At 44.8% G+C, this 13,269-nt stretch carries 12 protein-coding genes; 2 read left to right on the top strand and 10 right to left on the bottom strand.

Features of this window, described 5'->3' with window-relative positions:
* The 4 genes from B2P60_RS02920 to B2P60_RS02905 all read right to left on the bottom strand — a co-directional run.
* On the bottom strand, nt 1-237 hold a 237-nt coding region (locus tag B2P60_RS02920), incomplete at its 3' end, for a helix-turn-helix domain-containing protein (RefSeq protein ID WP_286739350.1).
* Between the two features lie 248 nt (nt 238-485).
* Complete coding sequence (locus tag B2P60_RS02915; protein WP_286739348.1) at nt 486-1,055, bottom strand: beta-lactamase hydrolase domain-containing protein; 570 nt, start codon at nt 1,053-1,055, stop codon at nt 486-488.
* A 52-nt stretch (nt 1,056-1,107) separates the two neighbouring features.
* The gene (locus tag B2P60_RS02910) at nt 1,108-2,025 is read right to left on the bottom strand and encodes a MaoC family dehydratase (RefSeq protein ID WP_286739346.1); all 918 of its coding nucleotides are present in this window, start codon (nt 2,023-2,025) and stop codon (nt 1,108-1,110) included.
* Nucleotides 2,026-2,339: 314 nt separating this feature from the next.
* A complete protein-coding gene (locus B2P60_RS02905) occupies nt 2,340-3,740 on the bottom strand; it encodes a 3-oxoacyl-ACP reductase (protein WP_286739344.1) in 1,401 nt (466 codons plus the stop codon).
* Nucleotides 3,741-4,308: 568 nt separating this feature from the next.
* On the opposite strand from B2P60_RS02905, the gene B2P60_RS02900 reads away from it, so the two are divergent.
* Entirely contained in the window at nt 4,309-5,874 is a 1,566-nt protein-coding gene (locus B2P60_RS02900) for an acetyl-CoA C-acetyltransferase (protein WP_286739342.1), read from the top strand.
* Between the two features lie 232 nt (nt 5,875-6,106).
* Nucleotides 6,107-7,120 (top strand): polyphosphate kinase 2, encoded by a 1,014-nt coding sequence (ppk2, locus tag B2P60_RS02895; RefSeq protein ID WP_265088192.1) that lies wholly within the window; start codon nt 6,107-6,109, stop codon nt 7,118-7,120.
* Between the two features lie 142 nt (nt 7,121-7,262).
* Here ppk2 and B2P60_RS02890 read toward each other — a convergent pair whose 3' ends face one another.
* From B2P60_RS02890 to B2P60_RS02865, 6 genes are all read right to left on the bottom strand, one after another.
* Nucleotides 7,263-7,610 (bottom strand): PilZ domain-containing protein, encoded by a 348-nt coding sequence (locus B2P60_RS02890; RefSeq protein WP_193006143.1) that lies wholly within the window; start codon nt 7,608-7,610, stop codon nt 7,263-7,265.
* Between the two features lie 119 nt (nt 7,611-7,729).
* Complete coding sequence (locus B2P60_RS02885) at nt 7,730-8,866, bottom strand: DNA polymerase III subunit delta' (protein ID WP_193006144.1); 1,137 nt, start codon at nt 8,864-8,866, stop codon at nt 7,730-7,732.
* A 2-nt stretch (nt 8,867-8,868) separates the two neighbouring features.
* A complete protein-coding gene (gene kdsB, locus B2P60_RS02880; protein ID WP_193006145.1) occupies nt 8,869-9,687 on the bottom strand; it encodes a 3-deoxy-manno-octulosonate cytidylyltransferase in 819 nt (272 codons plus the stop codon).
* Between the two features lie 63 nt (nt 9,688-9,750).
* Nucleotides 9,751-10,866: a tetraacyldisaccharide 4'-kinase gene (lpxK, locus tag B2P60_RS02875; RefSeq protein ID WP_193006146.1), complete on the bottom strand. Its 1,116-nt coding sequence runs from the start codon at nt 10,864-10,866 to the stop codon at nt 9,751-9,753.
* A gap of 72 nt (nt 10,867-10,938) precedes the next feature.
* Entirely contained in the window at nt 10,939-12,726 is a 1,788-nt protein-coding gene (gene msbA / locus B2P60_RS02870) for a lipid A export permease/ATP-binding protein MsbA (RefSeq protein WP_193006147.1), read from the bottom strand.
* A 90-nt stretch (nt 12,727-12,816) separates the two neighbouring features.
* Nucleotides 12,817-13,248: an ExbD/TolR family protein gene (locus B2P60_RS02865; RefSeq protein WP_193006148.1), complete on the bottom strand. Its 432-nt coding sequence runs from the start codon at nt 13,246-13,248 to the stop codon at nt 12,817-12,819.
* Between the last annotated feature and the right edge of the window lie 21 nt (nt 13,249-13,269).

Below are 13,269 nucleotides of genomic sequence, written 5' to 3'. Positions count from 1 at the left end.
TAAGGTGACGGCATTAGAGCTTGTTTTTAAGAAAGAAAATTCAGGATTGTTCTTTAAGCCAACAATTTTATTAACCAAATTGGTGGCATTGATAAACTCATTTTTAGCAAATATCTCAAACGATATTGCCAGCATGTGATTCCAAACAAAACGCGCTGAGCCGACAAGATTATTTAGAATAATCTCCTGCTCTGCATTAGGCTCAAGCCTAAATTTATACGCTTTGTTGATTTTCATAAACGCCCATTCATTTTACTGATTTTAATGTGATTTTTTAATGTAAGTTCTAAAGTTTATTATAGCTTGTTTCAGTATATAATTTTTATGACTATATAATAAACACTAAGCGAAACTCACCTCTACCCTAATGTCGGGTGGCGCCTCTTTCGCGGTTTTGATAGATTGCGTGCTCACAAAAAAGGCCACCTATTGGTCGCCTCTTTGGTACTCAGTGCTGCTTAATCACACTTTATCATATTCTTATCTTAGCGCGGCACCAACAAACGATTATGGACCTCTTGCTCAAGCTTCGTCAAACCATGACTACGCCCACGTTCCATAGCAGTATCCATCTTACGGCCACGCAGCCAACCTGCACGCAGCGCAATTGCCGCACCCACTCTATTGCCTGACCCACAATGCATGGCTATTTTTTTGCCATGATACTGGCGCAATATATTATCAAACGCCAGTATTTTAAGCTGTTTTAAGTCGGCAGCGCCATTGATCGGCAGATGCTCATAGTGCATACCTGCATGCTCAACTGCGGCTGCCTCATCAAAGCTCAATTCATCATCAGGCTGCAAGTTAATCACCAGCTCAACGCCAGCTTGCGCTAAGCTGGCCACCTTTTCATTATCAAGCGCTCCGCAGACTATGGTGTTTGCATCAGGACGAAAATAAGTGTCAAAAACGTTAGCGAGATCCACACCATTATCAGCAGGGCTACTGTCAGTGGTGGCTTCGTTGCTAGCGCTGTCGTTGGCAGCGGCTATATCAGCCACCGCAGCGCTATCAGATTGATATTTGCTGGTTACTTTTTTTTGTGAAGTCATAATGATAAATTTGTTCGTTAAATATGGCGGTTAAGATAAAAACTGTCGTCTGCTATTTACTATCGCTCTGTAGCGTCACAACCCCTGCCAGATGTGGCTTGTCATTTTTTGAGCTATACAAGCCAAACACACAAGTGTCTTCTGTGTTTTCAAGCTGTGCGACCGGATCAGCGATCAGTTCGACTTCAGCGGGCAAAAAGATTGGCAGCTTAAATGAGACGTCGACTGTACACGCGTCAGGCAGCTCATCCATCATGGCAAGACACTTAGCCTTTGACCACATACCGTGAGCAATCGCCTTAGGAAAGCCAAATGCACGCGCTGATAGTGGATGTAAATGGATAAGATTGAAGTCCCCTGAAACAAACGCATAACGACGGCCAATATCTTCTGGCACCTCAAAGATACTATGCACCCCTTCCTCGTTAACCAGCGGTTTAACCGTGACGGGGCGTGGGGTGCTTTTCTTGTCTTTGCTACTGCTAGGCTTTTTGCTGCGTGACAGATAAGTTGAGGTCCCCTCCCAAATCACCTCATTCTCTGATTTGACGGTAGTCACAAAGTCGAACTGTTGTCCTTGGGCATGGTCACGTAAATTATCAAAAGTGACTGACATGGCCACCGTTTCACGCTCACCAATAGGACGATACTGAGTGACACTATTATCAACATGCACCAAACCTAACATGGCAAACGGGAATGGCTCTTTGACCATCATGTTCATTTGCAGTGTTTGGGACAGTACCGAAAAATAGGTAATAGGCACTTTACCGTTATCCGTAAAACCGCAGATTTTACGATAATCGTTTAAATTTTCCTGATCGATGTGCAGATCATCCACATAATAAGTCGCTTGCGGCAATTGTTCTCTACTAATTTTGCCACTATTGCCGATAGGCAGTAAACTTTTTACGATATTGGCGTAGGTAGTATGCGCTTTTGGCAACGCATCATAATGTTTGTCTGACATAAATAAATCCTAAGTGGGGCTTGAGCAAATTTTCTTGAGGCACCTAAAGATGCTATGAAGACGTTGATAAAAGCCTGTCATTAAATGAGTTATAAGCTTATATTCTAATAATCGCATAAAATGCTACAACGGCAAAGCGCCATTTAGCTTGTAGTCCTTGTGTTTTTATCATAAAAAAGCCACCCTTGGGCAGCTTTATTACAATTTATCAGCAATTTTTTCGTAAGCATATGTGAGGTAATTTGGAAATAATATGACATATCATACATTTACCAGCTACCTAAACCCTATCTACGCTTACTGTGCGGTGAGGGCTACGCACCGAGCAAGCTTTGACCACAAACGCGTACTGTGTTGCCATTCAAACCGCCAGACGCAGGCGATGCCAACCACGCGATGGTCTCAGCCACATCTACTGGTAAACCACCTTGGCTCATTGAGTTCATGCGACGACCTGCTTCACGAATGGCAAAAGGAATGGCTTCGGTCATTTGGGTTTCGATGAATCCTGGGGCAACAGCATTGATTGTCATGCCTTTTGCGTTGTCTTCTAATTGCTTCGCTGTGGCATTAACCAAGCCAATAACACCCGCTTTAGAAGTCGCATAATTGGTTTGACCCATGTTACCAGCAATACCTGAGATTGATGAGACACAGACGATACGCGCGTTTTCTTTTAGGATATCATTGTCTAACAAGTAACGGTTCAACTTAGCAATACTGCTTAAGTTGATATCGATAACCATGTCCCATTTTTTCTCGTCCATTTTTGCCAACGTCTTATCACGAGTCACGCCAGCATTGTGAATGACTGAGTCCAAACCACCGCGCTTTTGCGCTGCGTCTGCAATTTGGGCGCCAGCGTCATCACTAGTAATATCAACGGTTAAGATAGAGCCGCTGATTTCGCTAGCAACTTTTTGCAGATCCGCTTGTTGCTGCGGTACGTCAAGACAGATAACATGAGCGCCTTCGCGGGCCAATACACGGGCGATGGCTTCACCGATACCGCGACTGGCACCAGTCACCAGCATGGTTTTTCCGCCTAGTGGTTGAGTCCAATCCACATCGACTGACTCGCCTTTGCTAACACGTACTACCTGTCCTGAGACATAGGCTGAACGTGCTGACGTAAAGAAGCGCAAAGTCGAATCTAGGTTTTGCTCAGCCCCTTCTTCAACATAGATAAGCTGAGCGGTAACACCACGCTTAAACTCTTTACCCACTGACTTTACAAAGCCTTCAAGCGAACGCTGCGCCAAAGCAGTATCGATATCAGTAATGCGTTCTGGCGGACGGCCAATGACGATCACGCGACCAGATTTTTCGACGCGACGAGCAACGCTGTGAAAGAACTCATATACTTCTTTGAGCTGATCGGCGTTACTAATATTACTGGCATCAAACAATAAAACTTTGAATTTATCATCGCCACCCGTGTTGGCTTTTGCTTCTACGCCTGCATCTGCAAGTGCGTCTTTGATATCATCACGACTATTCACGAAAACTTCTGCATGGACGTCTGCCAAAATACGCGCTACTGACTCGCTAACACTTTTATTCTCACCATCAGCGCGTCCAACCAGCACACTCCCGCGTACCAAACGCTCACCACTCTCAAAACGATCAAGAGACACAGGTAAAGGTAAGCCTAGATTCTTGGCAACCTTTTTGCCAATAGAAGACTGAACAAAATCACCATAACGGTCTGACATAATATAATCCTATAGCTAATGGTTAAATAATAGTAAACAGAAAATGCAATGCTCCTATTATATGTATAGGCGCATCAACATCATCATCGATATTTCATAAATGGGTCTAAAACTTATCTTAACTATACACTTTCATCATAAACAAGTCCAAAAACTGCCGATGTCTACAACAATCTGTAAACAAGCTAGTATACAAGCTGGCAATCTTTTCTAGCGTCAAAAAATACCAGATTGTGCTAAAATTAGACCTATAAGTTATGGGGAATGCAATTATCGATAACAATATATTATTAAAAACACCAATATGCAATGCCAGTACTTGATACTCACTGGTATATGTAAATGGTGTTTGTGCGCCCAAAGTGGTGACTGCTCTTATAAAAGTGACACACAATTTGCCAAAGACATACATTAAGGGTATAAAAAACGCTTTATCTTAAACATCTATAAGGCGGCATAAATGATAGTATTTGCTCATTGTTTGTTTTCACTGATTTAACCCATACTTTTTATTTTATTGATTTGAACGCCCATTTTTCTTCTACCCATATTTTTTAAGGATAATACTATGAGTAATAAAAATAATCACTCTGATAGCCCTGTTGTCGAAAGCACGGTTGTAAAAGCTCATGACGAAGATAACAAAGACTCAGTGACTGATTCCGCTACTACCGACACCAATGAGCCAAATGTTTTTGACACGGTTGCAAACTCAAAAGCGGCTGACGTAAAACCTACGGATAACCAGTCAACCAGTACCAAAAAAGAAGCAAAGGATGATAAAGCTGAAAAGACAGCTAACAAAAAATCAGCGAATACGGCTAAAAAAGCCAGCAAAACCAAGCCAGCCTCAGGTCAAAACCGGGTGGCTATCTTAGGTGGTAACCGTATCCCATTTGCCCGTTCAAACGGCTCATACGCTGATGTCAGCAATACAGACATGCTGACTGCCGCTTTAGACGGTCTGATTGAACGCTACAACCTGCAAGACGAAGTATTGGGTGAAGTGGTGGCAGGTGCAGTCATGAAGCTAAGCCGTGATATCAATTTAACTCGTGAAGCCACTCTAAACACAGCACTTAATCCCCATACGCCAACTTATGACATCTCGCAAGCGTGTGGTACTGGTTTGCAAGCGACGTTTGCCTCTGCCAATAAAATTGCGTTAGGACTTATCGATTCAGCCATTACCGGCGGTGTCGATACCACCTCTGATGCGCCTATCGCAATTGGCGATGGTCTACGTAAAGTACTGATTAAATTAGGTGCCGCAAAAAACAACAAACAACGTTTAAAAGCACTGATGGGCCTCAACCCAAAAGACTTGATAGATTCGCCGCAAAACGGTGAACCCCGTACTGGACTGTCGATGGGTGAACACCAAGCAATCACCACACTTGAGTGGAATATCAGCCGCGAAGCCCAAGATGAGCTTGCTTTCAACAGCCATCAAAACCTTGCGCGTGCCTACGATGAAGGTTTCTTTGATGACTTAATCACTCCATACAAAGGTCTGACACGTGACAATAACTTACGCCCAGATACTACGTTGGAAAAGCTAGGTAAGTTAAAACCTGTGTTCGGCAAAAAGAACGCCAATCCAACGATGACAGCTGCCAACTCTACCCCCCTAACCGATGGCGCTTCTTGTGTCCTATTAGGTACTGATGAGTGGGCAAAAGAACATGGTCTTAAGCCACTGGCTTATATCGTTCATCAAGAAACTGCTGCCGTTGACTTCATTGGTAAGTCTGGAACGACAGAAGGGCTACTAATGGCACCAGCCTATGCCGTACCGCGCATGCTTGAACGTGCTGGTTTGACGCTACAAGATTTTGATTTTTATGAAATCCATGAAGCCTTTGCTTCACAAGTGTTATCGACACTCGCGGCTTGGGAAGACGAGACATTCTGTGAAGAGCGTTTAGGGCTTGATGCACCGCTTGGGTCTATTGATCGCAGCAAACTCAATGTAAATGGTTCCTCATTGGCGGCAGGCCACCCATTCGCTGCGACTGGTGGTCGTATTTTAGCCACTGCTGCTAAGTTACTGGATCAAAAAGGCTCTGGCCGTGCCCTAATTTCTATCTGTGCCGCTGGTGGTCAAGGGGTGACTTGCATATTAGAGAAATAGATCTTTATTTGCTGTAGTCAACAAACAAGTAGCTTTGGTATTTTACGGCACCCTTTAATCCATAGATTAAAGGGTGTTTTTGTGTGCTCACTCCATCCCAAAAAAACAACTTAGTCAAACTCTCTTCAATAACACAATAATAAAACGTAGCCAACTCATAGCCGCACTAGGAGATATGCTAAAGTAAGGGGATAACCAATAAAAATCATAACAACACTATTAGGAGTTTTTTATGGGTAATATCCCATCGGCCATTGACCCAAAATCCCTAACGCGGCAAGAGCGTAAGGAGCTTAGCACACCTGAACAAGACAGCTTTATTGAACGTATGGACAAAGAAGTCTTTAACGACGAGCTACGTCGTAAGATGCATGAAGACCTCATTGACACTTATGATGAAGAGCTTGAAAACGAAATAGATGATTACATCCGTGATTTTCGTTTTGACGGACGCGAGATGAGCGAACAAGAAAGGTTGGATCGCCGTACGTATTTCCAAGAATTGGTGCGACTACAGCGAGAGCTTATCAAATTACAGGATTGGGTGGTTGATCGCGGCGAGCGTATCGTCGTGATATTTGAAGGTCGGGACTCTGCAGGTAAAGGTGGTGCGATCAAACGTATCACTCAGCGTTTAAACCCACGCGTTTGTAGAGTGGCCGCCCTACCTGCACCGACTGAGCGCGAGCAATCACAATGGTATTTTCAGCGTTACGTAGCACACTTGCCCGCAGCGGGAGAAATTGTTCTGTTTGATCGTAGTTGGTACAACCGTGTGGGTGTCGAGCGCGTCATGGGCTTTTGTACTGATGAGCAATATGAAGAGTTTTTTCAGTCGGTTCCTGAATTTGAACGTATGTTGGTACGTTCAGGCATCCGCTTAGTAAAGTATTGGTTTTCAATTACCGATGATGAGCAGCACTCGCGCTTTATGAGCCGTATCCATGATCCCCTTAAACAATGGAAGCTGTCAGCGATGGATTTACAATCTCGGCGACGGTGGGAGGACTACACCAAGGCAAAAGAGACCATGTTTGAGCGGACTCATATTCCTGAAGCCCCATGGTGGGTTGTCGAAGGAAATAATAAAAAACGCGCAAGGCTAAACTGTATTGCGCACCTACTAGAACAAATCCCTTACAAAGAAGTGCCTCGGGAAGAGGTGGAGTTACCTGAGCGCAAACGTGATGACGAGTACTATCGCGAACCTATACCAGACGACATGTATGTACCACCCCGTTATTAACCGTACTCATTCTATCAACGCTTATTTCGCCGACAAAAAAACCGCCTTATATGCTTATAACGCGGTTTTTTTCGATGATTTGTACAAAGCCTAGCCCTGATACAGTCGTTTTCATTGTAGATAGGTACAGATAAGACAAACCTTACATGGTATAAGTGGACTGCACACCCTCTACTTTACCCGCCAATAATCTTTCAACTTCGTTTTTAATTCTTTGACCCGCCACATCAGTCCCAATCTGCACCGCAAAACCGGCTGGACGTCCGCCTTGTGTTTTAGAGTTTATCCAAACCACCTTGCCATTCATGGGTAAACGTTCGCTAGAGTTGGGTAAAGTAACAGCGATAAACACTTCATTGCCTAATTGCTGAGCTTGGTTCGAGGGCACAAATAAGGCGCCATTGTTTACAAAGGAGAGATAGCTGGCGTATAACGTGTCGATATTTTCAATATGACAGGTTAAAATCCCGCCACGTCCTGGCATTGCCATAGTCAGCTTCCTTCATTAATTGGATATGATATGTGTTACTAATGGTATATAGACCAACACCTTTATGACGCATCAAACAAGCTATCATGAATCGCGATAGTAGTTCTTTATGTAGTTCTTTATAAGGATGCCAATTCTTGCATCAGCTTATCATAGACAAATTTTTCTTGCACATTTTGTTGCAGCGCAGTTTTGCCCTCTTGTAAGCTACTGGCAAACGCTACAAGTCCACTGTCAGCAGGTTGATAAACGTCTAAAATCGCTGTTAGATTGACATCATTTTGTAGAGCGCTCAGCCCTAGACAGACACGGCGCAAATCAAGCAGCATCATCTCAGACAGTTGGATAAATTCTTTGACATCCAGCTGATTTTGCCAATAATCACTTGCGGCCACACTACTGCGCTTACCACTACGTAATGCCTGCCACGTGGTCAGCCACAGGGCACGCTTGTCATACCATGGTGCTTGCGCCATGGCTATCGCGGCGAGCGGTGCACCATTTGCAAGTTGGATAAGCTGCTCAATTGCCGCCGTACTGACCGCTTCACGATTGATGGTATGGCCTAGCGCTTGTGTCACATAATCAACGGCTACCGTAGACTCAATTGTTTGCAATGCCAGCTGCTGGACACGACTTTTGATGGTGGGCAATAACTGGGCGGGCGCATCACTCATTAAAAACAAATGAACCTGTGCTTGTGGTTCCTCTAACGTTTTGAGTAACGCGTTGGCCGCAGCAACTGTCATTTGCTCAGCATGATCTAACACACAAATGCGCATCCCTTGCCCACCTTGATAAATAAAAGGCTGCAAGGCACGAATGTCATCCACTTTAATCTTAAGTGTGCTACTGCTAACTGCTTTGGCATTTTTTTTATCTGTTGCTTTGCTACTCAATTTTTCTGTGTTATCAGCATGGTCCACACCATTTGGCATACAAGCAATCGGTAACACTTGCAAGCTTGGATGCGTCCCTGATTTTAGCCACTGACAGCTCTCACATTCTGTACAAGCACCTGTGGGATGGCGGTCTCTCTCATGGCACAGTAACCAAGCCACGAACCGCCATACAAACGCACGTTTGCCCATCCCCTGCATACCTGCTGCGAGCAGCGCATGAGGCAAAGACTGCTGTGACGTCAGCACCCGCTGCGTCAATTGCGACCACAATTCTCGCTGCCACGGTAATAACGGCGCAAAATACATGCTGTCTGTGGTCTCTACTACGCCTTTATTTTCCATCATATCACTCATGGCTATGATTCAGCAGGGTTTTGAAAATCGGCTAAGCTCATCGCATTTAAACGATCCAAGTCTTCTTGGGTATCGACACCTGCTGGTAACTGGCAGGCAGCGGCGGCAATCGCGATATGTCCACCATTCTCTAAAACCCGTAGTTGCTCTAGGCTTTCGAGTACCTCAAGCGGTGTTTGTGGCCAATGCACAAACTGCTGCAACAGACTGACGCGATAAGCATACAACCCTAAATGACGATAAGCATTTTTTGGTGGTTGTTTGTCACGCTCATTGGCCAATACAACATCACGCTCGCAAGGAATGGGTGCTCGGCTAAAGTACAACGCACGTTGTCTGCTCTCAGAATGTTGACTGACCACTTTGACCACTGATGGACGCATAAAAGTCTCATAGTCGTCGATAGGCTCACACAAAGTGGCCATCACGCTGTCACTGTCTGCTACCAAAAGCGTCTTCACTTGCTCCAATAATAACGGCGGCACCAGTGGTTCATCACCCTGCATATTGACGATAATATCATGCTCAGCCCAACCTTTGAGAGCAGCGACTTCGGCCAAACGGTCAGTGCCTGACACGTGCTCACTACTGGTCATCACCACCTCAAACCCAGCATCCGTGCATACTTGCGCAATGCGCTCATCATCCGTGGCAATGCACATATCATCCGCGAAATGTGCTGCCTGTGCCTTTTCAGCTACCCAAAGAATCATGGGCTTGCCATGAATACTCAATAATGGCTTACCGGGTAGCCGTGTGCTTTTAAAGCGCGCAGGAATGACAATATGCGTTTTAGCGGTTGTGAGGTCGACTGGTAACATGCGTTATTCCTATGGCAATTTTTATATGGTTTACAGCATTATCCATTGTTTGCTTTGGTGTCTTTACTTTTTTTTGATTTGAATGCCTACCTGTTTTAGCTGCTGCTCCAAACGAGCATAACAGCTGTCAGAGAGCACGGCGGTGACGGGTAACACCCATAACCTACTCACCAGTTCTATATACTCATCCGTTAGCGCTTGCTCGGCGGTATACTTTAATAAAAGCGCTCTTATTTTTACCGCGTCTTTTGTGGTAACAACGACTGGATAATCGCTATACTGTAACAGCTCAGCCAAGCTAAAATCATAATGGTCAGGATAAGGATGCCCGATAACTTCAAAGCCAAGTAAGTTTAAGGTATCAAAAAAGCGCTGCGGATAGCCGATACCACTCACTGCATGTACCTTGCTACCCTTTTTAGGCGGTTTGCTACTTATGGGATTATTAAATGATGCAGATTGCCATAAAAGCTGCATATCATCTGCTTTTAGATGCATTGTCTGGTCATTAACTTGAGGCTGACGACTGTCCTTTTGACGTTTACGAGTCTGAGCTGCTACAGCCTCTAGGCTTTTATGGTAAATGACACTTGCCCCTTCTAACCGTGACATTGGTTCACGTAAAAACCCTGTGGGTAGTAGCTGTTTGTTACCAAAACCCCGTGCCGCATCTACCACAATCCATTCGATATCACGTTGCAGAGCATAGTGCTGTAAACCATCATCGGCAATAATCAATTGCAAATCAGGATAAGCCTCTAACAAGGTGGTAATCGCTTGCGCGCGATTGGGGCATACCGCCATGGCCACCCCTGTCATGTTGACAATTAAACAGGGCTCATCCCCTACCACATTGGGCAAACTGGTGTCTCTAACCAGCGTTGGCATCTGGCTGGTGTCGCCGCCATAGCCGCGGCTAATAACACCAACTTTAATGCCTTGATCTTGCAAGTAGTCTACCAAAGCAATAATCAATGGTGTCTTGCCACTACCGCCTACACTAATATTGCCAATAACCATAACAGGTACGGGCGCACGATAACTGGATAACACCCCCACCTTATAAGCATAACGACGAATCGTCGTAATGAGGCCATATAACCAGCTAATAGGTAGCAGCAGCCATAGCCAAGCGGCTTGACGTTGCCATGCACGCGTTACTGTCGTCTCAATACTCATTAGGGTTGGCCATTTATCCTACTGGTTTAACGCTGCGTAAACGTCAAAGTTGTCCTAAAATATCTACTACACTTACTCAAAATCACGTTCATACATTTGCGCATAGTGGCCTTGTTGCTGCATCAGCTCATCATGGGTGCCGAGCTCAACAATCTGCCCACCATCTAAGACAGCGATACGATCGGCTGACTCAATCGTTGTCAAACGGTGAGCAATGACCAACGTTGTACGGTCTTTCATAACATTATCAAGCGCTTGCTGAATGTAGTATTCTGATTCATTATCAAGGGCGCTGGTGGCTTCATCTAAGATCAAAATTGGCGCATCTTTTAATAAGGCACGAGCAATCGATAAGCGCTGACGCTGTCCGCCAGACAATTGTAACCCTTCTGCACCGATTTGACTTTGATAGCCGTTTGGCATCTTCATAATAAAATCATGCGCAAAGGCATCTTTTGCGGCTCTCTCAACTTCCGCTTGTGTCTTATTGGCTAAGCCACCATAAGCGATATTGTTAAATACGGTGGTATTAAACAGCACCACTTGCTGATTGACCATCGCAATCTGCGCGCGTAGAGACTCGAGAGTAATATCCTCAATCGGTATACCATCTAGCGTAATGTGACCTGACGTGGTCGATAAAGTACGTGTCAACAGATTAACCAAAGACGATTTGCCCGCGCCACTTCGCCCGACCAAAGCTACCGTCTCACCCGCTCTTACGTCTAACGTAAAGTCACGCAAGGCCACAGTAGAGTCTGGATAAACCAAGCTAACATTATCCAGTTTGATTTCACCTGTCAAAGCTGGGCTAAGCACCCCTGTATCTTGTTCTTCTGGCTCATCTAATAACGCAAATATTGATTCACCAGCGGCAAGCCCTTTTTGCAGTTTTTGGTTGACATCAGTCAGCGAACGCACCGGCTTACTGAGCAAGCCTGCAGCCGCGATATAGGAGATAAAGGCACCGGCAGAGATGTTGTCTATCACCGCTGGACGCAAGGCGAGCCATACCACAACCGACATGGCTATTGCCATTAGTAGCTGCACGGCTGGCGTATTGATGCTGTTGGTCACGACGACCTTCATACCCTGGCGCAAGTTCTTTTTTGAGGTTTTATCAAAACGCTTGGCTTCGTAGGCTTGCCCACCATAGTTTTTGACCACTTGATAGCCACCGATAACCTCATTAGTGATGTGACTGACGTCGCCCATCGTCTCTTGTATGCCTTTAGACAGTCTAAGATAGCGCTTGGAGGCCACACGGATTAACCACAATATAGGAGGGAGTACGACAAATAAAATTAAGGTCAGGCGCCAATTGCTATAAAGCAAAAAACCTATCAGTGCCACGACTGTCAAACCATCACGTAATAAGGTCTTCATTGAGTCTGTACTAGCAGCCGTTACCTGCTCAACATCAAATATCAATTTAGACGAGATGGTACCAGCTGGATTGGCCAGAAAAAATGAGCTTGGCAAGCGCAGCAGTTTATTAAAGACTTCCACACGCAGCTCATAAACCAGATTGCGTGACACCAAAGCAGAATAATAATTACCCAAAAAACTACCGACACCGCGTACAAAAAACAGTCCGATAATCATAAATGGAAACAAATTTTGCTTGCTCTGATCATTCTGATTGATAGCATCAGTAATGTACTGCAATAACTTAGCAATCCAAATTTCTGTTCCCGCATTAATAGCAAAGCCTAAAATGGTTAGCAGCAGGGCCCACCAGTACGGTTTTAGATAGCTCAATAGCCGCAATAATGTCTTATGTTTGGGTGTGCCTGATGATGCGACTGACACTTTTTTAGCAGAAGTTTTTGTAGAGTCAGGTTGATATGCTTGGCTCATAAAAGCCTCAGTTTGGGAGTTATATTATGAATAGGCTGTGCTTACCACACAGTCTTATAGGGTTTATTTGTGGCAAAAATTTGCTATATATTATTGCGGCAACGGTTGGCCAAGTGGCACGACCGTACTGATATTGAGGTTTAAAAACCCGAGTTTACCAGCGACATCCATCACCCGCACGACAGATTGGTGCGTGGCGTTGGCATCCGCGGCAATAACAAACAGCATATCACGGTTATTACCCGCTTCTTGCTGTAGCATGCTGGTTAACTCAGCTTCATTGCTGCTGGCAAGGGTGATGCCATTGACCAAATAACTGCCGTCCTCTTGTACCGCCACCTCGATGCTGTTTTTTTGCTCGGTCAGTGCGACACCTTCAGCTTCAGGGAGAATGATGTTTAAACGACTAAAGTGATTAAACGAGGTTGCCAGTAGCAAAAACACGATCAAAAACAGTAAGCAGTCAATCATCGGGGTCAAATTAATTTCAAGTGGTTCAACCGTCGGTTTTCTAAAGCGCATATCACTCTCTTTAATTTACCT

The sequence above is a fragment of the Psychrobacter sp. UBA3068 genome, assembly GCF_002366815.1.
Taxonomy (GTDB): domain Bacteria; phylum Pseudomonadota; class Gammaproteobacteria; order Pseudomonadales; family Moraxellaceae; genus Psychrobacter; species Psychrobacter namhaensis.
This window is presented reverse-complemented; position numbering and strand designations above follow the sequence as displayed.